The organism is Proteus sp. ZN5, from assembly GCF_011046025.1.
Lineage (GTDB): Bacteria > Pseudomonadota > Gammaproteobacteria > Enterobacterales > Enterobacteriaceae > Proteus.
Genome location: NZ_CP047639.1, coordinates 2,480,271 through 2,506,439 on the forward strand (window position 1 = coordinate 2,480,271; position 26,169 = coordinate 2,506,439).

Below are 26,169 nucleotides of genomic sequence, written 5' to 3' on the forward strand. Positions count from 1 at the left end.
AAATGCTGACAGGAGAATAAAAAATGGATGCATTAACACTGCTTTTGAACCGCCGTTCAGCTTCTCGACTGACTACTCCAGCCCCCGATAGTGAAGCCCTCAATACTATTTTACAAGCAGGTATGCGCGTGCCTGATCATGGTGCACTTAAGCCTTGGCACTTTGTTGTGATGCAAAATGAAGGTATTGAGCGTTTTAGCCAATTACTGCATAAAGCCGCGGTTGTGGGTAATTTAGGGCCAGAAGTTGAAGAAAAAGCAAAAAATGCACCTTTTCGTGCCCCTTTGATCATCACAGTTATTGCAAAAGTGAAAGATCATCCCAAAGTGCCTGAATGGGAACAAGTGGTTGCCGCAGGTTGCTGTGTACAAGCAATGCAAATGGCCGCTGTTGCTCAAGGATTTGGAGGGATTTGGCGTTCAGGCTCTTGGACTCATGATGCAGTGGTAAGAGAAGGACTTGGCTGTGGTGAACACGACCAGATTATTGGTTTCCTTTATTTAGGCACGCCAGCCCTGAAAGCGCCAATGACGGTTTCTCCTGCTGACTTAACTGATTTTGTGACTTATTTTTAAGAAGGATGGCATGTTATGTCTGAAGCAATTCGTTTAACGCAATACAGTCATGGTGCAGGTTGTGGTTGTAAAATCTCACCAAAAGTTTTAGAAACCATTTTACATAGCGAACAAGCTAAATTTCATGATCCTCATTTACTCGTAGGTAATGAAACCAAAGATGATGCTGCTGTTTATGATTTAGGAAATGGTACAGGTATTATCAGCACTACTGATTTCTTTATGCCAATCGTTGATAATCCTTATGATTTTGGGCGTATCGCTGCAACAAATGCAATCAGTGATATCTTTGCTATGGGTGGAAAACCTATTATGGCGATTGCTATTTTAGGTTGGCCTATTAATAAACTAGCACCTGAAATCGCGCGTGAAGTGATTGAAGGTGGCCGAGCCGCTTGCCAAGAAGCAGGGATTTCACTGGCTGGTGGTCACTCAATTGATGCACCAGAACCGATCTTTGGCCTTGCAGTCACTGGTGTTGTGCCTGTGAGCAAAGTGAAGAAAAACAGTGAAGCTAAAGCAGGATGCCAGCTCTTTTTAACGAAGCCTTTGGGTATTGGTGTATTAACAACGGCTGAGAAAAAAGGCCTGTTAAAACCAGAGCACCAAGGTTTAGCGACAGAAATTATGTGCCGTATGAATAAAGCTGGTGCTGATTTTTCTGATATCGAGGGCGTCACAGCAATGACTGATGTGACAGGATTCGGTTTATTAGGGCATTTAAGCGAGATCTGCGACGGCTCTGGTGTACAAGCTACGATTCATTTCTCACAAGTACCAAGATTACCAGAAGTAGAGTCTTATATTGAACAAGGCTGTGTTCCGGGTGGTACAGGGCGTAACTTTGAAAGTTATGGTCATTTAATCGGTGAGATCACTGAAATGCAACGTAAATTACTCTGCGATCCGCAAACATCAGGTGGCTTATTATTAGCAGTATTGCCTGAAGCAGTTGAACAAGTGAAAGAGGTTGCCTCACGTTTTGATATCGAATTAACTTCTATTGGTGAACTAACAGCACCTGTAGCTGGAAAAGCGTTGATTGAAGTAACTAACTAACTAACGTCATGAGATTATTTATTGCAGAAAAACCCAGCCTTGCTCGCGCTATTGCTGATGTATTGCCAAAGCCCCATAAAAGGGGCGATGGCTTTATTCTTTGTGGTGATAACCAGTATGTGACGTGGTGTGTTGGTCACTTACTTGAACAAGCTGAGCCGGATGCATACGACCCGCGGTACGCCCGCTGGTCGTTAGATGATTTGCCTATTATCCCTGAAAAATGGCGACTCAAGCCCCGAGCTGATGTTAAAAAACAGCTAGAAACCATCAAAACACTACTTAAGCAGGCAAAAGAAGTGATCCACGCGGGAGACCCCGATCGTGAAGGTCAGCTTTTAGTCGATGAAGTGCTTAACTATTTAAATATCAGCGAAGACCAAAGAAAACAGGCGCGTCGTTGCTTAATTAATGACTTAAACCCAGCGGCAGTGACGCGTGCTATTGATAAGCTACGTTATAACCATGAGTTTGTACCATTGTGTGTATCTGCTTTAGCGCGAGCGAGAGCAGACTGGCTTTATGGTATTAACATGACTCGAGCGTATACACTCTTAGGTCAGCACAATGGTTATCAAGGTGTATTATCAGTAGGGCGAGTACAAACCCCTGTATTAGGTTTAGTCGTTCGTCGTGATGAAGAAATTGAAAATTTTGTGCCTAAAGATTTCTTTGAAGTTAAAGCTCATGTTGTAACACCTGCCGATGAACGCTTCACCGCGATTTGGCAGCCAAGTGAGCACTGTGAACCTTGGCAAGATGAAGAAGGGCGATTATTAAATCGTAAGCTTGCAGAGCATGTTATTGAGCGAATTAAAGATAAACCTGCCAATGTAACGGATTATCAAGATAAGCAAGAATCTGAAATAGCACCGCTTCCTTTTTCGCTTTCTGCATTACAAATTGAAGCCGCAAAACGCTTTGGTTTAAGCGCACAGCAAGTCTTAGATACATGCCAACGACTATATGAAACACATAAATTAATCACTTATCCGCGTTCTGATAGTCGTTATTTACCTGATGAGCATTTTGCTGGTCGCCATGCTGTTATTAATGCGATTAGCACACATGATGCAAGCCTATTACCGCAAGATACCTTAGATATTGATAAAAAGAATCGTTGCTGGGATGACAAAAAAGTTGATGCCCATCATGCGATTATTCCAACAGCAAAAACGGGTAATATCTCATTAAGTGAAAATGAGAAGAATATTTATTATCTCGTGGCTCGCCAATATCTAATGCAATTTATGCCTGATGCTGTTTATCGTAAATGCGTTATTGAACTTGATATTGAGAATGGCAAATTTATCGCTAAAGCGCGTTTTTTAGCACAAGCAGGTTGGCGAACATTATTAGGTGCGAAAGAGCAAGATGCCGAAAATGATGGTTCTGCATTGCCAGTCGTGGCTAAAGGTGATGAGTTGCTGTGTGAAAAGGGAGAGATTGTTGAAAAGCAAACGCAGCCACCAAGACCTTTTACTGATGCGACATTGCTTTCTGCTATGACGGGAATTGCACGCTTTGTTCAAGATAAAGAACTTAAGAAAATCCTAAGAGCGACGGATGGATTAGGTACTGAAGCGACAAGAGCGGGAATTATTGAGCTGTTATTTAAGAGAGGCTTTTTGCAAAAGAAAGGGCGAGCCATTAATTCAACTCCTGCAGGTAGAGCATTAATTCATGTATTGCCAGATATGGCAACTTTACCGGATATGACTGCACATTGGGAATCGGTACTGACGCAAATTAGTGAGAAGCAATTTAAATATCAAGATTTTATGATGCCATTAAATAACACCTTGATAGAGTTGATTACCCAAGCGAAACGTCGCCCGAATATTCAAGCTTTCAGAAATCTTCCTGCGCCTGCACATAATAAAAAGCGTAAGGCAGCAACGAAAGGAAGTAACAAAGCAGGCGCGACAAAAAATAAAGCGCAGAGTAAAGAAGCAACAACGGATAATTAAACATAAATAAAAAGCACTTCCTTCGTTATCTCAGGGAAGTGCTTTTATTGAATTAAACTTTAATTTAATTAGATTTTAAATTCAGCCCAAACTGGTGCGTGATCAGAGGGTTTTTCCATTCCTCGGATCTCGTAATCAATTCCTGTTGAAATACAATTATCCGCTAAGCAGCGACTAGCTAGAAGTAAGTCAATACGTAAGCCTCGGTTATCATCGAATCCTTTAGAACGATAATCAAACCAAGAGAATTTATCATCAGCTTCAGGATGTTGTTGGCGGAATGTATCTGTTAACCCCCAGCCCATTAATGTTGCTAGCCATTCCCGCTCTTCTGGTAGGAAAGAACATTTGCCGGTTTTTAACCAGCGCTTCATATTATTTTCGCCAATGCCAATATCTTTGTCTGTTGGACTAATATTTAAATCACCCATAATAAGTACTGGAGCGGTCGGTTTTAAGCTGGTGGTTAGGTAATTTTGCAGATCAGCATAGAACTTTTCTTTTGCTGGAAATTTAGTCTCATGATCACGGCTTTCACCTTGAGGAAAATAACCGTTCATGACTGTTAATAAACCCGCTGGTGTTTCTATATCAGCCATGATCATTCGGCGCTGAGCATCGTCATCATCACCCGGAAAGCCTTTACGTACTGCAACTGGTTTTTCTTTTGTAAGTAAAGCAACGCCATAATGCCCTTTTTGACCATGATAGAAAACGTGATAACCCAAAGCACCCACCGTATCTAATGGAAACATATCATCATGAACTTTCGTTTCTTGAAGTCCAATAACATCCGGCTGATGTTTTTCTATGATAGCTTCAAGCTGGTGAGGACGAGCGCGTAAACCATTAATGTTGAAAGAGACAAATTTCATGTGACTGTAACCATTTATATATTGAATAATAGGATGTCTTATACTAGCAGGATCATAAAATGAATGTAAGCAAATCACTGCAATGATGGCACGGCTTATCAAGAGAAAGATAAAATTAGATAAAAATAAAAGCGATTAAATAGAGTGTGCTAATTTAATAAAAATAATTAATTGCATAACAAAAAATATTAATTAAACAAACTAGAAACATAAACTAATTTTTGATAGAAGAATATAAGTATTATTATTCTTTATATATGAAGAATGATGACATAATAAAAATAATATTGTAGTTATAAATTGTATTCATTAAAAGGAGGTAAAGGAATATTTATATAAAACTGCCTTTATATAAAATTAAATTTTAAATTAATTAATCACTATTTTATTTACATTAAATAAATTGATGAAATTATTTTATTCTACACAGCAAAGGAATGGTGAATTATGTTTTTTTCTCGTAAGTTAGAAGCCTTTATGGCTGTAGTCGAAAATGGTTCATTAAGTAAAGCCGCGCGTGTGATGAATCGCACGACACCACCCGTCGCTAAATCTATCAAAGACTTTGAAGCCGTGTTAGGAAAGCGTTTATTTAAGCGAGAGAAGTTTGGTATGAGTTTAACCCAAGAAGGACTTGAACTTTATAATGATTTAAAATCGCTTTATCTTCAGGAGAAAGAGATAACTAAAAAACATATATCAGGTATTATAAATAATAGCATTCATGTTTATTATGATTGGGGAAAAAGTCAGTATTTAACTCAGTTTTATCAAGCAGCAAATAAAAATTATTCCCATATAAATATCATGCGATTTTCAAAAGAAAACTTTGAAGAAATACCCGACTATGATGGTAATACATTAATATTAAGCTCTGAAAAAATTATTAGTGAAAAATTTAGCCTTCTTCATAAAATAGAAAATAAATACTTAGGTATTTGTTGTCAAAAAATACTCGTAAATAATGTGAATAATAATATTGATAGGCTTTTAAGTGAAAATATTTGGTTATGTGATCCGGCATTATACAAGACAGCTAAGATAAAAAAATTAGAGAGCGAAATTGGGAATAGAGGAAAAACTGTATGTGTCAGAATAATGGATGATCTTAATTGCTGTTTACGTTTTATTCAAACGCATCATTCTCTTTTATTAACTGACGAAAATCCATTGAAAAATGAGTACGAAGCAGACTTATGTTTTATACCATTAACGCAACCTGAAATACGGTATAGCTGTTATATCTATAAATCTAAATATCACTCAAGTGTATTGAATCGATTTTTGGATTTAATTGATAAAATGGAATAATAAGAATTTTTAGAGAGTAAAACTAAGAGGAGATGGTGGTGGGAGAAGGATTCGAACCTTCGAAGTCTGTGACGGCAGATTTACAGTCTGCTCCCTTTGGCCGCTTGGGTATCCCACCAACATTAAATTGTTTTGCTGTCCGTGACAGCGGGCGCAATAATACCAAATACCTGAGATCTGTAAAGCGCTATTTTGCTAAAAATCGACTGACTGCTGTAAAAATGCGCGTATCGTTCAAGCTTTATGCGCTATCGTATTGATTTTAAGCAATATGATCCCTATTAATAAGAGATAAAAAAATAAACCGCGATATGTTTTATATCGCGGTTTACATTTAGATAGCCGTAATGTGTGCGTTATTAGTGACAGAAAACTTATAAAATGATGGTTCTGTTACCGTAAACGAAAACTCGTTGTGAAAGTACCCAATATAAAGCATGGCTAAGAACATTCTTTTCAACATCTCGACCCGCTCTCATCATATCTTCAGCAGAAAACGTATGATCAACATTAATCACGTTTTGAGTGATGATTGGGCCTTCATCTAAATTATCATTTACGTAGTGTGCTGTTGCACCAATGATTTTAACACCGCGCTCATAAGCCTGATGGTAAGGACGTGCACCAATAAAGGCTGGTAAGAAAGAGTGGTGAATATTGATAATTTGATTTGGGAAATTTTGTACAAATGCAGGTGTTAATACACGCATATATTTTGCGAGTACAACATAATCAGGTTTGTATTGATTAATTTGTGCAATTAATTTTTCATCATGTTGATCACGAGTTAAGCCTTCATGGCTAACAAGATGGAAAGGAATACCAAATTGTTCTACTAAATGTTTTAACGTGTCGTGGTTACCAATGACGGCGGCAATTTCAACATCCAAATCACCAAATGCACTTTTCATTAATAAGTCACCCAAGCAGTGTGCTTCTTTTGTCACCATAATGACAATGCGACGACGGCCTGCGGTATTTAATTCACGTTTTGAGCCTTGTGGTAAAGCATCATCTAAATCTGCAAGAAAGGTTTCATCATTAAAGATACCTTCCAGCTCTGTGCGCATAAAAAAGCGACCTGTACGATGATCAACAAATTCACTATTTTGAACAATATTTAATTGATGTTTATAGCAAATATTCGTGATTTTAGCGATAAGTCCTTTTGCATCAGGGCAAATAGTACGCAGTATTTTTTTTTGAGTATTTTGGTGTTGCATGTATGGATAAATCCTTTCTTTTACTTCTGTGTTTGCAGTTATTTGATGTTATTTTCACAACATTTTTTGTATTTACGTCCTGAACCACAAGGGCAGGGATCGTTTCGTCCCACTTTCGGTTTCACACCGTCAATATAAAACCAACAGTCATCTATTTTTAGAAAACGAGAGCGTTCGTGTAAGTACTGTTTATCATCGGCATTTCTTTCAATAAAGCAAGCCGAGAATTCAACATATGCCTCATTTTTATCTGTGCTCGCTTGCGATGAGATAACATTGAGTCCAAGCCATTGTGTATTTGGAAAGCCTGAAACTAATTCATCATGCAGGGATGCAACACGACAAGAAGGATGCCACGTCTTTATTAAGTAATTAGCATTATGTTTAACGAACGCACTATAACGCGAACGCATCAATGCTTCTGCTGTAGGGGCGTTTTTTTGACCTAAATGGTAAGGCTCGCAGCAATCAGAGTAGAATAATTGGCTATTACAGGGGCATAAACTCGACAAAATAATGTCCTAACTCACGTTATCAGTATGACGATTTCCCATAGATTGAAAAAAGTAACGATTGGGAATAATTAACGTCAATGTTGAACTAAACTAATAATGTAACGCTAATTAATCAGCATGTGAAACGATAGTTACCGGAGTCACCAATGAACAAAGCCTTAGTGGGTAAAAAAATCTTAATAATTGATGATGAGGTCGTTTTTCGCACAATGTTGACGGAATATTTCTCACATGAGAAGGCTTGCGTCTATACAACAGATAATGGTAGCCAAGCATTATCTTTGTTAGAGGAGGGATTACTCCCTGATCTTATTTTATGTGATATCCGTATGCCAGTAATGAATGGACCCACTTTTTTGTGTCATCTTGAACAACGAAAACTGGCTATTCCTGTTATTGCTATTTCATGTACAGATAATATGGCTGAAATAGATGATATGTTGCGTTTAGGGGCACAAGAAATTTTTCTTAAGCCAATAACACATCTTGATAAATTAAAACAAAAAGTTATTGAAGTATTATGTCCTGGCTTTTTTGAATCAGTATTAATAGAAGGTATACATTTAGAACCACTTTGGAATAGCTTACGAAAAGATACCCATTATATTCAGTCGTTCATAAAACAGATGCAACCTCAGGTTAAGCAAGTTGTTGCGGGATATTGTGTTAATTATCGTCAATTAAATGATATCGCTAAAATGGGTTTATTATTTGATATTGCGGCTTTATCAGAAGATCAAATTATTTTCTATTGTGTCGATATATCGAGAGATGATGAAAATGGGCTTTTGGTCGCTTTACTCTTACGGGTTTTTTTTAATGATGTATTAAAATCATCAGAAAAAGCGCGATCTTTACCAAGTATGTATAATATGTTGAATAAACTAAATAAAATGCTTAATGAGATTGGGGTGAAAGGACAATTTCCTATTACACTCGGTTATTATCATACTCAGAAAAAAAATATACTATTAGCATCAGCAGGATTAAAAGCTGAAATAAAAACAGAAAGTAAAAAATTTGAATTAAATAGTGGTGTCCCTTTAGGCACATTGCAACTTTTATATATTAATCAAGTAAAATGTGAGGGAACAAATTGGCAATGTAAAATTTGGGATAACACAAATCAGATTAAATTAATGTTTTCCCCTATCTATAAAAGTTAAATTTAGATTAAATAAAAACAGAATATCGTGCATATATTAAACATAAATGAAGAACTATCTCAATTAACAGGTAGGACTCTGTTTATCCTTAGATATTAGCTGGTATACTCTGGCGATTATTTTTTAATTGTACCCATTCATATTTGAAAGTAGAACGGTACGAATTGCAGGAGAAGTATAATGTCATCAGCAGTGCGTAAAGTTAGAAAAGCGGTGATCCCTGTTGCTGGATTAGGAACAAGAATGCTACCTGCAACCAAGGCAATTCCAAAAGAGATGTTGCCTGTGGTTGATAAGCCTCTTATTCAATATGTAGTGAATGAATGTATTGCAGCAGGTATTAATGAAATTGTGCTTGTCACACATTCATCTAAAAATTCAATTGAAAACCATTTTGATACGAGTTTTGAATTAGAAGCGATTTTAGAAAAACGAGTTAAACGTCAGTTATTAGAAGAAGTACAAGGCATTTGTCCAAGCCATGTCACTATTATGCAAACTCGTCAGGGAATAGCAAAAGGATTAGGCCATGCCATTTTATGTGCTAAACCATTAATTGGTGATGAACCTTTCGCTGTTATCCTGCCTGATGTTATTTTAGATAGATATAGTGCAGATTTAACAAAAGTTAACTTAAGAGAGATGCTTTCTCATTTTGAACGTTCAGGCGCAAGTCAAATCCTTGTTGAACCTGTTCCTGAAGATGAAGTCTCTAATTATGGTATTGTTGATTGTATGGGCGAAAATTTATGTCCAGGTGATAGCAAACCAATTACTCGTGTTGTTGAAAAACCTAAGAAAGAAGAAGCACCTTCGAATTTATCTATCGTAGGGCGTTATGTGTTATCTGAAAATATTTGGCCGCTATTAGCAAAAACTGCACCAGGTGCCGGAGATGAAATTCAGTTAACTGATGCGATCGCAATGCTGATTGAAAAAGAACCTGTTGAAGCTTATCACCTACAAGGGAAAAGCCACGATTGTGGTAATAAACTAGGATATATGAAAGCGTTCGTAGAGTACGGAATACAGCACGAAGAGTTTGGCGAAGATTTTGCACAATGGCTAAAATCATTAAAGATACAGTGATATAAAGCTTATTATTTTGTGGGAAAAGCTAGATAAAGCGATTGTAAGAGATTAAGGTATGGCTCAATGCATTTAGTATTGAGCCATGTTGATTTCTGTAATGTATGACGATGTTAAGCGTTATGATGTTTAATCAAGGTGATATTAAGCATGATAGCGTTGACATAAAAAATAAATTATTGGGTTATTTGAGTGATAATATGAAAATATTGGTAACAGGTGCTGCGGGTTTTATTGGCTATCATATGAGTCAGCGTTTAATCGAAATGGGTTATCATGTTGTCGGAATAGATAACTTGAATGATTATTATGATGTGCGCTTAAAAGAAGCTCGATTAGCTAAATTACAACAGCTAGAAAAATTCCATTTTGAGAAACTTGATATCGTTGACTCAGCAAAAGTGGCTCAATTATTTGCATCACACCAATTTGACCGAGTTATTCATTTAGCTGCTCAACCGGGTGTTCGCTACTCGATTGAAAATCCAATGGCATATATTGATGCGAATATCGTTGGTCATATTAATATATTAGAAGGATGTCGCCATAATAAAGTTGGACATCTTATCTACTCATCTTCAAGCTCTGTTTATGGTTTAAATCAGAAACAGCCTTTCTCAACAGAAGATAGTGTTGACCATCCGGTTTCATTATATGCAGCAACAAAGAAAGCCAATGAATTAATGTCTCATAGCTATTCACATCTATATCAACTACCAACAACTGGATTACGTTTCTTCACGGTATATGGTCCTTGGGGGCGCCCTGATATGGCATTATTTAAGTTCACTAAAGCAATGTTAGCTGGTGAACCTATTGATGTTTATAACGGTGGAAATATGACGCGTGATTTCACTTATGTTGATGATATTGTAGGATCAGTGGTTCGATTAGTTAATATTGTTCCAGAAACAGATGAAAACTGGACAGTAGAAAAAGGTGAAACATCTTCAAGTTCCGCACCTTATAAAATCTATAATGTGGGTAATGGGCAACCTACGAAATTGATGGCATTTATTGAAGCGATAGAAAAATCACTCAATATTAAAGCTAAATTGAATTTAATGCCGATGCAAGACGGTGATGTCCTTTCTACTTGTGCTGATTGCCAAGATTTGTCTGAGACAATCGGTTTTTCACCGAATACAGCAGTAGAATATGGCGTAAAACAGTTTGTTGATTGGTATTTAAGTTATTATAAAAATTAATAATATCAGTTTAATTAAATCAAAGAAAAAAGGAGCTATAAAAGCTCCTTTTTCATTATAAATAAAAATAAATAACGTAGTTATTACATTTTTTATTTTGGCTTACCTACATCTAATACAAACAACATCAGCACATATTAAAATTAAACGCTTGTTTAATTAAATGAGGTAAACAAGAAAATACCCTTTTAAATATTTAAAAGGGTATTTCAAATAGAGTATTGACTTAAATTAGATAAGGAAATCGTCTAATGATTTGCCTTCTTCGTCAATTGCACGTTTGATTACAGCTGGTGTACGACCTTGGCCTGTCCAAGTTTTAGTTTCACCATTTTCATCAACGTAAGAGTATTTAGCTGGGCGAGCTGCACGTTTAGCACGGCCAGTTTTATTAACAGCACTTGCTTCAAGTAAGTCTGTTGGATCAATACCGGCTTCTTCTAACATTTCACGGTATTTTTGTAATTTCTGAACACGTTCTTCTTCAGCTGCTTTTTCTAATGAGAATTCTTCACGACGCTCATTAACGACAACTTCGAGTTTCTCAAGCATTTCTTCTAAAGTTTCTAAAGAAGTTTCTCTTGCTTGTGCGCGGAGAGTACGGATGTTATTTAATATTTTTAAAGATTCGCTCATTTTCCTGGTCTCAAATAAATGTTGTTGGCTGATGTAATACTAATAATAGATTGCTATTTAAATTTCTGCAATACCTAAATACAAACCTTACGTAAAATTTCTTTTTTTTAAACTAATATCTCAACGAAAAAAATAATAAAAGTTGAGGCATCTTTAGTCAATAAAGGAAATATTAGTAAGGAAATGCATCTTTTAACTGATGATAACGCTAATGCTAAAGAATAGAAAGCTTTGTTCATTTTTTTATAATAACGGACTTTTTTCTAAAAATGGAATCGGACTAACTTTCATACTTTAATAAAGGTATATCAAGGTGTGTTTTAATATGTTAAGTACTTATTAAAGCTATTTATTTTTTAAGCGAAAATTAGCATTAACAACGAACTTCATCTTTTGATGGTATATCTAGAATAGAAATAAAGGTAATAAATACTTGTTATGGATAACTTGTAGATTGTTTATGTTAGACTGTCGCCCGTGAAAATAAACACTATTTAAGGAGAGAGCTGATGGCTCAGCTTTACTTTTATTATTCAGCCATGAATGCTGGAAAATCAACATCTTTATTGCAATCCTCTTATAACTATAATGAACGAGGAATGCGCACATTGATTTTTACTGCGGCTATTGATACACGCTTTGCAAAGGGAAAGATTAGTTCAAGAATAGGATTAAGTGCGGATGCATTACTCTTTAGTGATGATATGAATATCCGTGACGTTATTGTTGCTGAGCATAACAAACAGCCTATTCATTGTGTATTGATTGATGAGTGCCAATTTTTAAGTAAGGCTCATGTCGAACAACTTTGCGAAATAACGGATACCTATGATATTCCCGTTCTCACATATGGGCTCAGAACGGATTTTAGAGGTGAGTTATTTACAGGTAGTGCTTATTTATTAGCATGGGCTGATAAGCTCGTAGAACTTAAAACAGTATGTTACTGCGGTAGAAAGGCAAATAAAGTATTACGCTTAGATGATAAAGGAAATGTACTGAGTGATGGTGCTCAAGTTGAAATTGGTGGAAATGAAAAATATGTTTCAGTCTGCCGTAAGCATTATACACAGGCAACGCTAAAAGGGTGTATTGAACAAGAGTAACCTTTTCATTTTCCCTCTTTTGCTAATTTGCGAGGGTGAAAGAGGGGGATGAAATAAGAATTCAAATAAAGTGTTATATTACGTAATACTAAAAAATGTTTATATATTTTTAAATTTTAGCCAATTAATTGGCTTTTTTTATATCAAATTGCGGTGGGTTTGATTTTTTCCTGTAACGATATGTTGTTTTTTTATGGGAAAATTTATTTATTTCATCAATTTCATTATCATTAATCAAAAAAGACATAATCAAATATACGTAAGGTGTTTGTTTTGTGATGTCGATATAGTTTTTTACAAATGATAAGAGAGAGAGACATTTGATACATTTATATTATTCATAGTTTAATAAAATTGAATAAAGATAGTCATAAAATACTAAGAAATATTTCTTTTATCTATGGTTAGTATAATGAAACATTTATATCGGGTTTTATAGATGTCGATTTTGGGATGCTTAAATTGTTATTGAAGAAATAAAACACTTCACTTTATGCCTGTTAATACGGATAAACACGCTCCTTTCATACTCCTAAAGGAGTAATTTCCAAGTAGAATGCACAAATAGCGACCTTTATTACGTTATTACTTTACAGACTCAAGCTAACAAACCTTATTTTGATAATATTTTATTGAAACTATGTTTCTTATAAATCCAAGATAGCTAGAGATATAAAATGTTTATATTTCTATATTTTGATCGCTAATTAATACTCAACCTGATTAAGTCTATTTATTTCTTTATCAGGTAAGAATAAAAGTACGATTGCAAATCGTAATGCGAACACGATGGTTTCAAATAACATTTCGTTATAGTCATTTTATGAGGAAAATAAGGTAAGAGTGAAATAATTATACCAACTAATGAAAGAGGAGAGGAGTTTGAAAGGCTCTGTAATCAATTATAAGGCACTTTTTATAATGTGGTAATGCAAACATGAGACTTAAGAGATAAGTTGTTCAGCGCCTTTTTTAGAGCTAATTATAAACATACAAAGAAAGACGCTATTTTTATAGCAAAACTTAAACTCATTAACTAGGTGTAAACGCTTATTATTTGTGACTAAATAGTGACTTATCGCACCTTATTCTTCAATCTTAAAAATCAGTAGAAAAATGTATATAGATAAGTAAGATGCCATAAAAAAACCCAGCCATAAGACTGGGTGTTTATTTAAGAATAAATAACCGAAATATTGAGGATCACACTAACACAGCGTGTTTCGATTATTTTTTACTGCTTTTTTTAGCAGGTTTTGTTTCTTCCTTCACTTCAACAACGGGATGTTCATTAAATTCACGACCGTAGTAAGAATCTAATAACAGTTGTTTTAGTTCAGAGATAAGTGGGTAACGTGGGTTAGCACCAGTACACTGATCGTCAAACGCATCTTCAGATAATTTATCAACTCTTGCTAAGAAATCACTTTCTTGAACGCCAGCTTCACGAATAGAAGATGGAATTCCTAAGGAAGATTTCATTTCTTCTAACCAAGCTAATAATTTCTCAATTTTAGCTGCTGTACGGTCACCTGGAGCTGAAAGCTCTAAGTGGTCAGCAATTTCTGCATAACGACGGCGAGCTTGAGGACGGTCGTATTGGCTAAATGCAGTCTGTTTTGTTGGATTGTCATTTGCGTTATAACGAATAACGTTTGAAATTAATAACGCATTAGCTAAACCGTGAGGAATATGGAACTCAGAGCCTAATTTATGCGCCATTGAGTGACAAACACCCAAGAATGCGTTAGCAAAAGCAATACCAGCAATAGTTGCCGCATTATGAACACGCTCACGAGCAACTGGATTTTTAGCGCCTTCATGATAACTTGCAGGCAGATATTCTTTCAGTAATTTTAATGCTTGCAGTGCTTGTCCATCAGAATATTCGTTCGCTAATACAGAAACATAAGCTTCCAATGCGTGAGTGACTGCGTCTAAACCACCAAATGCACACAGAGATTTAGGCATATTCATAACAAGGTTTGCATCAACGATAGCCATATCTGGTGTTAATGCATAGTCTGCTAATGGGTATTTCTGACCTGTTTCATCATCAGTTACTACTGCAAATGGTGTTACTTCAGAGCCTGTGCCTGATGTTGTTGTGATAGCAACCATTTGTGCTTTCACACCCATTTTTGGGAATTTGTAAATACGTTTACGGATATCCATAAAGCGTAATGCTAATTCTTCGAAGTGGGTTTCTGGGTGCTCATACATAACCCACATGATTTTTGCAGCATCCATTGGTGAACCACCACCTAATGCGATGATCACGTCAGGTTTAAAGCTGTTCATCTGTTCTGCGCCTTTACGCACAACGCTTAATGTTGGATCTGCTTCAACTTCAAAGAAGACTTCTGTTTCAACACCAAATTTTTTCAGTACACGAGTCACTTCATCAACATAACCATTGTTGAATAAGAAACCATCGGTCACGATAAAGGCACGTTTTTTACCATCGCTTGCAATTTCTTCCAGTGCGATAGGTAAACAACCACGGCGGAAGTAAATAGATTTAGGAAGTTTATGCCACAACATATTCTCTGCTCTTTTCGCCACGGTTTTAGTGTTGATAAGGTGTTTTGGTCCTACGTTTTCAGAAATGGAGTTACCACCCCATGAACCACAACCTAATGTTAGAGAAGGAGCAAGTTTAAAGTTGTATAAGTCACCAATACCACCTTGAGATGCTGGAGTATTGATTAAAATACGAGATGTTTTCATCTTGTCGCCGAAGTAGGCAACATGTTCAGGGCAGTTATCTTGGTCTGTGTATAAGCAAGAAGTATGACCGATACCACCCATCTCAACTAATTTTTCAGCTTTTAGTACTGCATCTTCAAATGATTGAGCATGATACATTGCTAATAGTGGAGATAATTTCTCGTGAGCAAACGGCTCTGCTTCTGTTGTTTCTTTTACTTCACCAATTAAAATTTTGGTGTTTACTGGTACTTCAATGCCGGCCATTTCAGCAATTTTTGTTGCAGGTTGACCCACAATAGCTGCGTTTAAGTTACCGTCTTTTAAGATGATATCTTGAACTGCTTTTAATTCTTTACCTGTCAGCATATAACCGCCGTGAGTAGAGAAACGCTCACGAACTTGTTTATAAATGCTGTCAACAACGATAACAGATTGCTCTGATGCACAAATTACGCCGTTATCGAAAGTTTTAGACATTAAGATTGAAGCTACGGCACGTTTGATATCCGCAGAGTCATCAATAACAACTGGTGTATTACCTGCACCAACACCGATAGCTGGTTTACCAGAACTATACGCTGCTTTAACCATGCCTGGACCACCTGTCGCTAAGATCAGGTTAATATCATCATGGTGCATTAATGCGTTAGATAGAGCGACTGAAGGCTCATCAATCCAACCGATAATATCTTTTGGTGCGCCTGCTGCGATAGCTGCATTTAAGACGATTTCAGCAGCACGGTTTGTCGCTTCTTTTGCACGAGGGTGTGGAGAGAAGATAATACCATTACGTGTTTTTAAGCTAATTAATGCTTTAAAAATCGCAGTAGAAGTTGGGTTAGTTGTTGGTACGATACCACAGATGATCCCAATAGGTTCAGCGATGGTCATTGTACCGTAAGTCAGATCTTCAGATAAGATCCCGCAGGTTTTTTCGTCTTTATACGCATTGTAGATATACTCAGAAGCAAAGTGGTTTTTGATCACTTTATCTTCAACGATACCCATACCAGACTCTTTAACAGCCAATTTTGCAAGAGGAATACGGGCATCAGCGGCAGCTAATGCAGCAGCACGGAAAATAGCATCAACTTGTTCTTGAGAGAAGTTAGCAAATTCACGTTGAGCTTTTTTTACACGAGCAACCAAATCATTGAGTTCAGTAACGTTAGTTACAGACATAAAGAGACTCCTGATAAAATGTTAAATTTTTTAAGCAAATTAGCCGTTTTCATCATAACTAATAAGAATAGCTTAGATAGATGACAATGTGCTTATTTCAGTAATAATTATTAGAGGGCATAATTTGCTTAAAAAACTTAAAAAAAAACAATAATAAAGGCAAATATATTTTCGAAGTAACCCTCTTTCTTCGAATGATAACAGCTTACCATCTTTCTAATTAATTAACGTGACGTATATCACAAAATCAGCAAGCTGACACCTTTCAGCAAGGCTATTTATGAGAATGATTCTTATATGCAATAAATGTTCAACGATTTTTTTGTCGTATAGTTTATTTCGATATAAAATTAAACCACTAGGTTTTGATCGGTTTACAAGAGAATATTTTAGGTAAAAACTTGTTAACTAATAGAATTAACTGGTTTATTGATTTAAAGTAACGCGCATTTTTTGGAGTTATTCTATCTTTTATAGAATAATTCGCATGTTTATTAGCCAAGAAGGGGCTTTTCATGGGGTCACTGCTGGATTTATCCGGTTATATTAAATTTTTTGTTGGTCTTTTTGCGATTGTAAACCCAATTGGTATTTTGCCTGTCTTTATCAGTATGACGAGTTATCAAACTGATGCTGGGCGTAACAAAACAAACTTAATTGCGAATGGCTCCGTTGCAATTATTTTAGTTTCTTCTCTGTTAATCGGTGATTCTATACTGAGTATTTTCGGTATTTCTATCGACTCGTTTCGTATAGCAGGGGGAATGCTGATTGTTACCATTGCGATGACCATGATAAATGGGCGTTTAGGAGAGGATAAACAAAATAATCAAGAACGAAATGAATCCGCAGTACGTAATAGTGTTGCAGTTGTGCCTTTAGCATTACCATTAATGGCAGGACCCGGAGCAATCAGTTCTTGTATTGTGTGGAGTTCTCGTTGGGAAGGTTTTACTAACTTTTTAGGATTAGCCGCAACGAGTATCTTTTTTGCATTTTGTTGTTGGTTGTTGTTTCGCAGTGCAACACTATTAGTGAAATATTTGGGGCAAACCGGCATTAACGTGGTTACTCGTATAATGGGCTTATTATTAATGTCGTTAGGTATTGAATTTATTGTGACTGGATTACGTTCCATTTTCCCAGGCTTATTAGCTTAAACACAGCGCAGAACAATTAAAAACGGTACAACTAAACAGTACTATTAAAAAGAGCAGTATTAATAACGTAATACTGCTCGGTTCCTTTCTTTTATTTATTCTCTTTTATCTCAATCGAGACGATGTATTCCTTTTGATAACGCATCTCGATCATAATGTTGTGTTAATTCACCATTTTCCATTAATGCAGCTCTATCCGACATATGTGCGATAACATCTGCATCATGGCTGACGAGTAAATAAGTCATGTTATGCTTTTTTTTCAGTGTGTTAAGTAGATTTAAGATCTCTGCTTGTACTGACATATCTAGCGCTGAGGTTGGTTCGTCTAAAAGTAATAATTGAGGTTGCAATAAAAGGGCTCTTGCAATGGCGACGCGTTGACGTTGTCCACCAGAAAGTTGATGAGGGTAACGACTTGCCACATCAGCAGGCAAACCAACTTGGGCTAATGCTTGTTCAATTGTCTCTTTATCAAAAGGAATTTGGTGAATTTTTAAAGGTTCGGAGAATGCGCGTTCAATACGATGTTGAGGATGTAAAGAGGCGTAGGGATCTTGAAATACCATTTGTATATTACGGCGTAATGTCCCTTGAAAACGTTGTTGTGGTTTGATTGTTTGCCCTAGAAGCGATATATCACCTTGCCAATGAGGCAATAATCCTGCGATCACGCGTAAAACAGTCGATTTTCCACAACCAGAACGACCAATTAAGCTAAAGGTTTCGCCTTGTTGAACATGTAGATTGATCCCTTTTACAACGTGCTTTGCTTGTTTACCTTGTTCAAATTGAACATGTAAGTTATGAATGTCAATTAGCATGATGTAGTCCCTTAAAATTAAGCGTTCTATCTAATACTGGCAATTGAGTGCCATAAGTGCTTGCATTAGGCCTACATGTCCAAAGTGTACGTGTATAAGGATGTGAAGCAGTCGGTAGCGCTTTAGCATCGAGTTCATCAACTTGTTCGCCTTGATACATCACCATTACGCGCTCGCAATATTCAGCAACAAGGGGTAAATCATGGCTAATCAGTAATAAACCCATATTACGCTGTTCACACTGAGTAGTGATCAGTTCAAGAATTTGATGGCGTAACTGAGCATCAAGTGCAGATGTTGGTTCATCGGCAATTAAAATAGTCGGGTTATTAATTAGCGCAATCGCTATCATTGCTCGCTGCCCCATACCACCTGATAATTCACCGGGATAACGATAAATATTCTGTTCAGGTAAGCCGACAGACAGTAGGGTATCGATGATAAGTTGACGCCTATCTTGGCGTGAAAGTTTTTGATGTTGTTTTACGGTTTCTTCTACTTGCTGATAAATGGTTTTTACAGGATTTAATGCATAGCGAGGATCTTGTAATACCATTGAAATCGTATTTCCACGGATGTTATTCCATTGGCGAGATGAAAAATCTAATAGATTATTTCCTTGTAAGTTCAGTGTCTCTGCACTGACTTTTCCTGGATGACGAACAAGGCCCATTAATGCACGAGCGGTCATTGATTTGCCAGAGCCAGATTCACCAACAACCGCCAAACGTTCTTGCCCCAAAGTAAAAGAGATATTATTGACAACTCTTGCCTTTGGAAAATCGATGCAGAGGTTGTTTACCTCAATTAATGGTGTTTTATTCATGGGTATCTCCCAATACATCACGTAATCCATCACCTAATAAATTAAATGCCAGACTGCTGATTAAAATTGCTGTACCCGGAATAGCTGCAATCCACCATTGATCAAAAATAACGGGCATACCTTCTGCGATCATCGCTCCCCATTCCGCCATCGGTGGGCGTGCGCCTAATCCAAGGAAGCCCAATCCGGCTGCTGCGAGGATAATTACGGCTAAGTTAAGTGCTAAACGCACAATGGCTGAAGGTAAACATAGTGGTAAGATATGTCCCCATAACAGTCGAAGACCTTTAATACCCATCATTTCGGCAGCCGCAAGATAATCGCTATTGCGTAAATGTTGAATTTCACTACGAGATTGTCGTGCATAAGCCGGCCATGCAGTTAAAGCCAGTGCTAACGCACCATTTAGCAGGCCAGGTCCTAACATTGCGACAAAGGCGAAGGCGAGAATAAGAGAAGGCATCGACATTACAATATCAGTGAATCGCATTAAAATACGCTCAGTCCAACCACCGTAATACCCAGATAAAATCCCAATTAATAATCCTAAAGGTAGCGTAATAAGCGCCACCAGCCCCACTAAGCCTAGCATTGGGCGAGTACCATAAATAAGTCGAGAAAGAATATCTCGCCCATAATTATCTGTCCCTAGCCAATGTTCAGCATTGGGTGCTAATAAACGTTGGGCAGCATGTTGCCAATTCGGATCGTAAGGGGCTAACCAAGGTGCAAAAATAGCAATAATTAACAGTAAAATGAGCAACGATAAACCGATAAATGCAGAAGGCGAACGCGCTATTTTTCTTAAAAATGGAGATGACATTAGCGGAGCCTCGGATCAGTCAAACGAATAACGATATCGGTCATATTATTGATAAAGACAAAGCATAAGCCGATAACTAAAGTACCGCCCATAATGGCTGTGGTATCACCTGCAAAAAGTGCTGTTGTGAGATATCGACCAATTCCCGGCCAAGAAAAGACCGTTTCTGTTAATACGGCACCTTCTAACATACCAGTATAAGATAAGGCGATAATGGTCATTAAAACACCACGAATATTAGGCAGTACGTGATAAAAAAGAATACGTAATTCACCAATACCTTTTGCTCTTGCTAACGTGACATACTCTTTATTCATTTCGTTTAAACAGGCTGAACGAGTTAAGCGAGTAATAGAAGCAAGGGCAAAATAAGCTAATAAAGAAACCGGTAAAATAAGGTGTGATAACGCATTAAAAAAAGCATCTTTATCGCCAGCTAATAACGTATCAATTAATGCAAAACCCGTTACGGGTTCGATGGTGAATTGATAGATATCGTCTAATCGCCCAGGACCAGCCGTCCATTGTAATGTGGCATAGAAGATCAATAGCAAAATCAAACCTAGCCAGAAAATAGGGACTGAGCTACCTAATAGCGTCAGAATTCGCAAAATAAAATCGAGCGGTGTTCCCACAAAACGCGCACATAAAACGCCGAATAAAATACCAAGACTGGCACCAATCAATAATGCAACGGTTGCTAATTCTAATGTGGCGGGAAAAGTCGCCAATAAATCATCAAGAACGGGTTGACCTGTTGATGTTGCTGTACCTAAATGCCCTTGCAATAGGGCTTCTACATAATGAAAAAACTGCATGTAGATAGGCAAATCTAGGCCTAACTCATGTTTTACTTGGTTATAGGTTTCAAGGCTTGCGTGATCACCGACAATTTGTAAGACAGGATCAACAGGTGAAAGAGCTGAAAGCGTAAAAGTGATGACAAGAAGCCCTAAAAGAGTCAGCACCAGAGTCAATATTCCTTGAGCAAAGGTAATTAACTGACCTTTTAGACGAATAGATAACGTCATAGCAGTATTCATACAGCAATAGCCTAGTGAAATGGCAAAAAATAGACCATCCACAGTAACATGACCGTGGATAGTTTCAGAAAAAATATTACTTAGTTACTTTGTCATAATAGACCATATCTGCATTTAGACCTTGCGCATAACCGTTGACGTTGTCGCGCATGACTATCTGATTTTTACCTTGGTCAATAAACACATAAGGTGAACTACGTTGTAACTCTTTTTGCATTTCAGTATAGAGTGATTGGCGTTTTACTTTATCCGCTTCATTAAGTGCAGATAATGTCTGCTGGCTTAATTCAGGAATTTTCCAGCCATTTAACCAAGCAACAGTATTGGATTGCCCATCATTATAAGCGAAGGCACTGGCATTTGAGTGCGCATCAAAATAATCAGGGATCCAAAAACGAATGGCTGCTTGGTGCTGTTTAGCGCGTACACGGCTATACACTTGGCTGCCTGCTGCAGGTAATAAATCAACTTGTACACCCGCTTGAGCAAAGCTTGCTTGAATGGATTGCGCCACAGTAATGTAAGGAACTTTGTTCTCAACATCTAACGTAAAGTGTGCATTGGTAATACCCGCTTTGGCTAAAATTGCTTTGGCTTTTTCGGGATCAAAAGTAAAAGGATTATCTTTTAACGCACCCGGTAAGCCTACTGGTAAGAAGCTTTGATGAATAAAGTACTGACCACGCATTAAATCTTCAGTAATGCCTTTGTAGTCAATTAAATAACGAGATGCTTCCCAAAATGCGGGGTTACTCAGCGCTGGGTTTCCACTGGCGGTATTAAAAGCCATATAAACTTGCTCAGCAGAAGGAATATCTAAAATTTTGATACCAGCTTTGCCCGCTAAAGCCGCAGTTTGATCGGTACCTAAGTCACGCGCAATATCCGCATCACCTTTTTCAATTAATAAACGACGCGATGCCGGATCGGGCACGTTTTTAATAATAATATTGGCTATTTTAGGCGCGCCAGTTGGTGAGAGTGGGTTAGCTTCTAACACAATAGCTTGACGTGGTTGATAAGCACGCATTTTGTATGCGCCACTTCCTGCTGAGTTCATCTTCAGCCAGCTATTCCCAAAGTCATTATTTTTAACATGAGCGGAAACCAGTTTTTCATCAACAATAGACGCAATTGGAGTTGAAAGGATATTTAGCACAACATCAGGGCTGACATCGGCTGTCCAACGTACTTCTAATTCATTATCACTGACTTTTTTCAGCAGTGAATTAATGTTATCAGTTTTCCAACCCAACACATTTAGAATAAAAGCAGGTGATTTGTTCATGGTGATCGCACGCTGATAAGAGAAGATAATATCTTCAGGACGTACAGCGTTACCTGATGCAAATTTTGCATCTGGCTTAATTTTAAATACGATCGTTTTTTGTTCAGGGTTCGCTTGCCAGCTTTCAACTAAAATCGGTTCATTAATTTCTGGATTATCACGATTAGGTTGAACAATACGTTGATATAAACTAGGTACAGTTTGAATGCTGGATAGTTCATTACTTTCAGCAGGATCAAGGCTGACAATATCATCAAGCCCTTGTACCACAATTAATGTATTAGCAGGTGTTGCTGCAAATGCCGGTACGGAAAGGGCACCCACAACGAATAATGATAATAATTTTGCTTTCATGAGACGCTCCCTGAAACGGTGTAGCCAAAATCGTTATGTTAATAACTTATTAGTTATTACTTTGTGAAATTAACTTAGGCAAAACGTGACCAATGCGCAAAGTTTTAATTACGCTTACATATAACTCTTCGTTATAAGTGGCTAAAATTAATTATGGTAGAAGAATAATTAACCGCAAGAACATGATGATGAAATACTCCTTTAGTAGTAACTCATTGACTATTAAGTTGTAGTAGCTGAATTGATTAAGCTGTATTTGATATCCATCAATATCTCTTATGAGTGATTTCGTATTTTAGCCTTAGAAATCTTTAAATCTGAGGCAAAAATGAGCAAGAAAACACTCGCAATCATCGGTAACGGTATGGTGGGACACCGTTATATTGAAGAGTTGATTGATAAAGGTGGCAATGAAGAATTTAATATTGTTGTCTTTTGTGAAGAACCTCGCGTTGCATATGATAGAGTCCATCTCTCTTCTTATTTTTCACATCACACCGCTGAAGAGCTCTCCTTAGTTAAACAAGGTTATTATGAAAAACACCAAATAGAAGTATTAATTGGTGAGCGCGTGATAACCATTAATCGTGACGAAAAAGTGGTACACACTAATACCGGACGTTGTGTCAGTTACGATAAATTAGTGATGGCAACAGGCTCTTATCCCTGGGTTCCCCCAATTAAGGGAAATAACTCACCGGACTGTTTTGTCTATCGAACCATTGAAGATTTAAACGCTATCGAATCTTGTGCTCGTATTAGCCGTAAAGGGGCGGTGATTGGTGGAGGGTTGTTAGGCTTAGAAGCCGCCGGTGCGCTAAAAAGCTTAGGTATTGAAACTCACGTTATCGAATTTGCGCCAACATTAATGGCAGAGCAGCTGGATACATTAGGTGGTGAGCAACTTAAACGAAAAATAGAGCGTATGGGGGTAAAAGTGCATACCTCCAAAAACACCCAAGAAATATTATCAACTGGGGAAAATGCGCGTAAAACACTGCAATTTGCAGATGGTACATTTCTTGAAGTTGATTTTATTGTGTTCTCCACAGGTATTCGTCCGAAAGATAAGTTAGCTCGTCAGTGTGATTTAGATATTGCCCCAAGAGGCGGTATTGTTATTAATGATTATTGCCAAACAACAGATCCTGATATTTATGCCATTGGTGAATGTGCATCTTGGCAAAATAAAACCTTCGGCTTAGTGGCGCCGGGCTACAAAATGGCACAAGTTGCCGTTGATAATTTATTAGGGCATCACTCTGTCTTTCAGGGTGCCGATTTAAGTGCAAAATTAAAACTTCTTGGTGTCGATGTAGGCGGTATTGGTGATGCTCATGGGCAACAAGCAGGATGTCGTAGCTATATTTATCTGGACGAAGGCAAAGAAATTTATAAACGCCTGATTGTTAGCGAAGATAATAAATACCTATTAGGCGCTGTCTTAGTGGGTGATACCGAAGATTATGGCAATCTTTTACAACTATCACTCAATACCATTGAATTACCAGAACACCCAGATAGCTTAATTTTACCAGCACATGCAGGAAGTAAGCCTGCAATCGGAGTTGATTCCTTACCTGAAACAGCGCAAATCTGCTCTTGTTTTGACGTTACAAAAGGCGACATTATTCAAGCAATTGAACGAGGTTGTCATACAGTTGCTACCATTAAAGCGGAAACTAAAGCAGGTACAGGGTGTGGTGGTTGTATTCCTCTTGTGACTCAAGTCTTAAATGCAGAATTAGCCAAACAAGGTATCGAAGTTAATCACCATCTTTGTGAGCATTTCCACTATTCTCGCCAAGAGCTTTATCATCTTATTCGTGTAGAAGGGCTAAAAAGTTTTGATGAGTTGTTGAAAAAGCACGGTCAAGGCTATGGTTGTGAAGTGTGTAAACCAACAGTCGGTTCATTGCTTGCTTCATGTTGGAATGATTATATCTTGCGTGATGATTTAGTTTCTCTGCAAGATACTAACGATAACTTCCTCGCGAATATGCAAAAAGATGGGACTTATTCCATTATTCCTCGCTCTCCTGGTGGTGAAATTACCCCTGCAGGCATTATTGCTATTGGGCAAATCGCTCAAGAATACAATCTGTATACCAAAATTACGGGCTCGCAACGAATGGCGATGTTCGGTGCGCACAAACAGGATTTACCCGCTATTTGGGAAAAACTGATTGCCGCAGGTTTTGAAACAGGCCATGCCTATGCGAAAGCACTGCGTATGGTAAAAACATGTGTAGGCAGCAGTTGGTGTCGTTTCGGTGTGGGTGACAGTGTCGGTTTAGGTGTTGCGCTAGAGCATCGTTATAAAGGTATTAGAACACCTCATAAGATGAAATTTGGCGTATCAGGCTGTACTCGTGAATGTTCAGAAGCACAAGGAAAAGATGTCGGTATTATTGCGACAGATAAAGGCTGGAACCTCTATTTCGGTGGAAATGGTGGTATGAAACCACGTCATGGAGATCTCTTTGCTTCTGATCTCGATGAAGAAACCTTAGTGCATTATATCGACCGTTTTATGATGTTTTATATTCGCACCGCCGATAAGCTGCAACGCACTTCAGTATGGTTAGATAATTTAGATGGCGGTGTTGAATATTTACGTGATGTCATAATTAACGACAAATTAGGTTTAAATGCACAACTGGAAAAAGAACTTAAAACCTTACAAGAACGCGTTGCTTGTGAATGGAAAGAAACAGTTGATTCTCCTAAAGCATTAAAACGGTTTGCCCACTTTATTAATAATCCAATGCCTGATCCAACAGTGCAAACAGTAAAAGAACGATTTCAGCATCGTCCCGCACGTTTACATGAACGTATTGATATCAAACAGATCACTGAGGAGGCGCAATCATGAGCCAATGGATAGCTGTTTGCCAATTAGATGATATTACTCCGGGAACGGGTGTTTGTGCGCTGGTGGAACAAGATCACGTTGCCATATTTCGTCCTTATTCTGATGCGCGTTTATATGCGTTAAGCAATATAGATCCCTTTGCACATTCGAGTGTTCTGTCTCGAGGATTGATCGCTGAACATGAAAATGAGCTGTATATCGTCAGTCCGCTAAAAAAACAGCATTTTCGTTTAACGGATGGTTTTTGCCTTGAAGATGAGAATTTTTCGATCACCCATTTTGATATCAAGGTTGAAGGTAACACCGTTAGTGTGCGTAGTCGTAATAAGTCATCACAATAAATAGGGAA

Annotated in this window: 21 protein-coding genes and 1 tRNA gene; 11 read left to right on the plus strand and 11 right to left on the minus strand. The window is 37.5% G+C overall.

Annotation, left to right across the window (positions count from 1 at the left end):
• The first annotated feature begins 23 nt into the window (after positions 1–23).
• From GTK47_RS11400 to GTK47_RS11410, 3 genes are read left to right on the plus strand one after another with little or no spacing between them, the layout of a single operon-like run.
• A complete protein-coding gene (locus GTK47_RS11400) occupies positions 24–575 on the plus strand; it encodes an NAD(P)H nitroreductase (protein ID WP_165123277.1) in 552 nt (183 codons plus the stop codon).
• 15 nt (positions 576–590) lie between these two features.
• Positions 591–1,634, plus strand: coding sequence for a selenide, water dikinase SelD (gene selD / locus GTK47_RS11405; protein WP_165123279.1), 1,044 nt, complete (start codon positions 591–593; stop codon positions 1,632–1,634).
• 8 nt (positions 1,635–1,642) lie between these two features.
• Positions 1,643–3,604 (plus strand): DNA topoisomerase III, encoded by a 1,962-nt coding sequence (locus tag GTK47_RS11410; RefSeq protein WP_165123281.1) that lies wholly within the window; start codon positions 1,643–1,645, stop codon positions 3,602–3,604.
• 68 nt (positions 3,605–3,672) lie between these two features.
• Here GTK47_RS11410 and xthA read toward each other — a convergent pair whose 3' ends face one another.
• Positions 3,673–4,479 carry an exodeoxyribonuclease III gene (gene xthA / locus GTK47_RS11415; protein ID WP_165123283.1) on the minus strand — a complete coding sequence of 269 codons (807 nt, stop codon included), beginning with the start codon at positions 4,477–4,479 and terminating at the stop codon, positions 3,673–3,675.
• A 447-nt stretch (positions 4,480–4,926) separates the two neighbouring features.
• Between xthA and GTK47_RS11420 the strand changes: the two genes are divergently transcribed.
• The gene (locus GTK47_RS11420) at positions 4,927–5,790 is read left to right on the plus strand and encodes a LysR family transcriptional regulator (protein WP_165123285.1); all 864 of its coding nucleotides are present in this window, start codon (positions 4,927–4,929) and stop codon (positions 5,788–5,790) included.
• Between the two features lie 33 nt (positions 5,791–5,823).
• On the opposite strand, the gene GTK47_RS11425 is transcribed toward GTK47_RS11420, so the two are convergent.
• The 3 genes from GTK47_RS11425 to GTK47_RS11435 form a co-directional block, all read right to left on the minus strand.
• Positions 5,824–5,908 (minus strand) — tRNA-Tyr (locus GTK47_RS11425).
• 256 nt (positions 5,909–6,164) lie between these two features.
• Entirely contained in the window at positions 6,165–7,013 is an 849-nt protein-coding gene (purU, locus tag GTK47_RS11430; RefSeq protein WP_069368973.1) for a formyltetrahydrofolate deformylase, read from the minus strand.
• A 38-nt stretch (positions 7,014–7,051) separates the two neighbouring features.
• Complete coding sequence (locus tag GTK47_RS11435; protein WP_165123287.1) at positions 7,052–7,525, minus strand: YchJ family protein; 474 nt, start codon at positions 7,523–7,525, stop codon at positions 7,052–7,054.
• A gap of 149 nt (positions 7,526–7,674) precedes the next feature.
• Between GTK47_RS11435 and rssB the strand changes: the two genes are divergently transcribed.
• The 3 genes from rssB to GTK47_RS11450 all read left to right on the plus strand — a co-directional run bounded on the left by rssB (position 7,675) and on the right by GTK47_RS11450 (position 10,991).
• On the plus strand, positions 7,675–8,694 hold the full coding sequence (gene rssB, locus GTK47_RS11440) for a two-component system response regulator RssB (protein WP_165123289.1): 1,020 nt from the start codon (positions 7,675–7,677) through the stop codon (positions 8,692–8,694).
• Between the two features lie 180 nt (positions 8,695–8,874).
• Positions 8,875–9,783: a UTP--glucose-1-phosphate uridylyltransferase GalU gene (gene galU / locus GTK47_RS11445; RefSeq protein ID WP_165123291.1), complete on the plus strand. Its 909-nt coding sequence runs from the start codon at positions 8,875–8,877 to the stop codon at positions 9,781–9,783.
• A 200-nt stretch (positions 9,784–9,983) separates the two neighbouring features.
• The gene (locus GTK47_RS11450) at positions 9,984–10,991 is read left to right on the plus strand and encodes an NAD-dependent epimerase (protein WP_165126586.1); all 1,008 of its coding nucleotides are present in this window, start codon (positions 9,984–9,986) and stop codon (positions 10,989–10,991) included.
• A gap of 231 nt (positions 10,992–11,222) precedes the next feature.
• Here GTK47_RS11450 and hns read toward each other — a convergent pair whose 3' ends face one another.
• Positions 11,223–11,627 (minus strand): histone-like nucleoid-structuring protein H-NS, encoded by a 405-nt coding sequence (gene hns, locus GTK47_RS11455; RefSeq protein WP_165123293.1) that lies wholly within the window; start codon positions 11,625–11,627, stop codon positions 11,223–11,225.
• Positions 11,628–12,136: 509 nt separating this feature from the next.
• Here hns and GTK47_RS11460 point away from each other — a divergent pair.
• Positions 12,137–12,733, plus strand: a complete 597-nt coding sequence (locus GTK47_RS11460) for a thymidine kinase (RefSeq protein ID WP_023581977.1) — start codon at positions 12,137–12,139, stop codon at positions 12,731–12,733.
• A 1,227-nt stretch (positions 12,734–13,960) separates the two neighbouring features.
• On the opposite strand, the gene adhE is transcribed toward GTK47_RS11460, so the two are convergent.
• Positions 13,961–16,627 carry a bifunctional acetaldehyde-CoA/alcohol dehydrogenase gene (adhE, locus tag GTK47_RS11465; RefSeq protein WP_165123295.1) on the minus strand — a complete coding sequence of 889 codons (2,667 nt, stop codon included), beginning with the start codon at positions 16,625–16,627 and terminating at the stop codon, positions 13,961–13,963.
• Between the two features lie 515 nt (positions 16,628–17,142).
• Between adhE and GTK47_RS11470 the strand changes: the two genes are divergently transcribed.
• Entirely contained in the window at positions 17,143–17,787 is a 645-nt protein-coding gene (locus tag GTK47_RS11470) for a YchE family NAAT transporter (RefSeq protein WP_023581980.1), read from the plus strand.
• Positions 17,788–17,897: 110 nt separating this feature from the next.
• On the opposite strand, the gene GTK47_RS11475 is transcribed toward GTK47_RS11470, so the two are convergent.
• The 5 genes from GTK47_RS11475 to GTK47_RS11495 all read right to left on the minus strand — a co-directional run bounded on the left by GTK47_RS11475 (position 17,898) and on the right by GTK47_RS11495 (position 22,945).
• Positions 17,898–18,614: an ABC transporter ATP-binding protein gene (locus tag GTK47_RS11475; protein WP_206535906.1), complete on the minus strand. Its 717-nt coding sequence runs from the start codon at positions 18,612–18,614 to the stop codon at positions 17,898–17,900.
• Positions 18,601–19,437 carry an ABC transporter ATP-binding protein gene (locus GTK47_RS11480; protein WP_165123299.1) on the minus strand — a complete coding sequence of 279 codons (837 nt, stop codon included), beginning with the start codon at positions 19,435–19,437 and terminating at the stop codon, positions 18,601–18,603. Before GTK47_RS11480 ends, GTK47_RS11475 begins: the two co-directional genes overlap by 14 nt.
• A complete protein-coding gene (locus GTK47_RS11485) occupies positions 19,430–20,260 on the minus strand; it encodes an ABC transporter permease (RefSeq protein ID WP_109393907.1) in 831 nt (276 codons plus the stop codon). Before GTK47_RS11485 ends, GTK47_RS11480 begins: the two co-directional genes overlap by 8 nt.
• Positions 20,260–21,303, minus strand: coding sequence for an ABC transporter permease (locus tag GTK47_RS11490; RefSeq protein ID WP_165123301.1), 1,044 nt, complete (start codon positions 21,301–21,303; stop codon positions 20,260–20,262). Before GTK47_RS11490 ends, GTK47_RS11485 begins: the two co-directional genes overlap by 1 nt.
• 76 nt (positions 21,304–21,379) lie before the next feature.
• Entirely contained in the window at positions 21,380–22,945 is a 1,566-nt protein-coding gene (locus GTK47_RS11495; protein ID WP_165123303.1) for an ABC transporter substrate-binding protein, read from the minus strand.
• Between the two features lie 328 nt (positions 22,946–23,273).
• On the opposite strand from GTK47_RS11495, the gene nirB reads away from it, so the two are divergent.
• Both nirB and nirD read left to right on the plus strand, forming a co-directional pair.
• Positions 23,274–25,820 carry a nitrite reductase large subunit NirB gene (gene nirB, locus GTK47_RS11500; protein WP_165123305.1) on the plus strand — a complete coding sequence of 849 codons (2,547 nt, stop codon included), beginning with the start codon at positions 23,274–23,276 and terminating at the stop codon, positions 25,818–25,820.
• Positions 25,817–26,161: a nitrite reductase small subunit NirD gene (nirD, locus tag GTK47_RS11505; protein ID WP_075673950.1), complete on the plus strand. Its 345-nt coding sequence runs from the start codon at positions 25,817–25,819 to the stop codon at positions 26,159–26,161. The genes nirB and nirD overlap by 4 nt, the downstream gene beginning before the upstream one ends.
• Positions 26,162–26,169: the final 8 nt, after the last annotated feature.

Bases quoted from the DNA above. Each gene is read 5' to 3' on its own strand.
- GTK47_RS11400 (WP_165123277.1), top strand. From the start codon at position 24: ATGGATGCATTAACACTGCTTTTGAACCGCCGTTCAGCTTCTCGACTG.
- selD (WP_165123279.1), top strand. From the start codon at position 591: ATGTCTGAAGCAATTCGTTTAACGCAATACAGTCATGGTGCAGGTTGT.
- GTK47_RS11410 (WP_165123281.1), top strand. From the start codon at position 1,643: ATGAGATTATTTATTGCAGAAAAACCCAGCCTTGCTCGCGCTATTGCT.
- xthA (WP_165123283.1), bottom strand. From the start codon at position 4,479: ATGAAATTTGTCTCTTTCAACATTAATGGTTTACGCGCTCGTCCTCAC.
- GTK47_RS11420 (WP_165123285.1), top strand. From the start codon at position 4,927: ATGTTTTTTTCTCGTAAGTTAGAAGCCTTTATGGCTGTAGTCGAAAAT.
- purU (WP_069368973.1), bottom strand. From the start codon at position 7,013: ATGCAACACCAAAATACTCAAAAAAAAATACTGCGTACTATTTGCCCT.
- rssB (WP_165123289.1), top strand. From the start codon at position 7,675: ATGAACAAAGCCTTAGTGGGTAAAAAAATCTTAATAATTGATGATGAG.
- galU (WP_165123291.1), top strand. From the start codon at position 8,875: ATGTCATCAGCAGTGCGTAAAGTTAGAAAAGCGGTGATCCCTGTTGCT.
- GTK47_RS11450 (WP_165126586.1), top strand. From the start codon at position 9,984: ATGAAAATATTGGTAACAGGTGCTGCGGGTTTTATTGGCTATCATATG.
- hns (WP_165123293.1), bottom strand. From the start codon at position 11,627: ATGAGCGAATCTTTAAAAATATTAAATAACATCCGTACTCTCCGCGCA.
- GTK47_RS11460 (WP_023581977.1), top strand. From the start codon at position 12,137: ATGGCTCAGCTTTACTTTTATTATTCAGCCATGAATGCTGGAAAATCA.
- adhE (WP_165123295.1), bottom strand. From the start codon at position 16,627: ATGTCTGTAACTAACGTTACTGAACTCAATGATTTGGTTGCTCGTGTA.
- GTK47_RS11470 (WP_023581980.1), top strand. From the start codon at position 17,143: ATGGGGTCACTGCTGGATTTATCCGGTTATATTAAATTTTTTGTTGGT.
- GTK47_RS11480 (WP_165123299.1), bottom strand. From the start codon at position 19,437: ATGAATAAAACACCATTAATTGAGGTAAACAACCTCTGCATCGATTTT.
- GTK47_RS11485 (WP_109393907.1), bottom strand. From the start codon at position 20,260: ATGTCATCTCCATTTTTAAGAAAAATAGCGCGTTCGCCTTCTGCATTT.
- GTK47_RS11490 (WP_165123301.1), bottom strand. From the start codon at position 21,303: ATGAATACTGCTATGACGTTATCTATTCGTCTAAAAGGTCAGTTAATT.
- GTK47_RS11495 (WP_165123303.1), bottom strand. From the start codon at position 22,945: ATGAAAGCAAAATTATTATCATTATTCGTTGTGGGTGCCCTTTCCGTA.
- nirB (WP_165123305.1), top strand. From the start codon at position 23,274: ATGAGCAAGAAAACACTCGCAATCATCGGTAACGGTATGGTGGGACAC.
- nirD (WP_075673950.1), top strand. From the start codon at position 25,817: ATGAGCCAATGGATAGCTGTTTGCCAATTAGATGATATTACTCCGGGA.